The organism is Halalkalibacter lacteus, assembly GCF_036663595.1.
Taxonomy (GTDB): Bacteria; Bacillota; Bacilli; order Bacillales; family Bacillaceae_D; genus Halalkalibacter; species Halalkalibacter lacteus.
The window spans coordinates 1-280 of the sequence record NZ_JAWRVL010000148.1; the positions used below are offsets into that span (position 1 = coordinate 1).

The following is a 280-nucleotide window of genomic DNA, read 5'->3' on the forward strand; positions in this document are numbered from 1 at the left end:
CTCTGTAATACCAGCAAAGACCGATGTTAATGTTGCCGCTAATAGTAACGCACCCACTTTTTTTCTGTTCTCCGGTTTTGCTGTGGCATAAATAGCTAATGCAATACCGGGGGCAGCAAACATTTTTGAGTTACCGTGTAGAAGGAAACCAGCCTGTGGAAAGTCATCCTTGACAGGTTCTGTCGTCTGAGCGAAAGGTCCTAAGTTCTGAAACCAGTAAGCTGTCATACCCTCCTGTACGACTGCTGGACCATATTGGAATGGTGTGTATCTAAAAGGG

The 280-nt window shown here is 45.4% G+C and carries 1 protein-coding gene; it reads right to left on the reverse strand.

Translation table 11 applies throughout. The features are described 5' to 3' along the window. A partial coding sequence (locus SAZ04_RS21860) for a PTS transporter subunit EIIC (RefSeq protein ID WP_332699635.1) occupies positions 1-280 on the reverse strand: 280 nt, incomplete at both ends.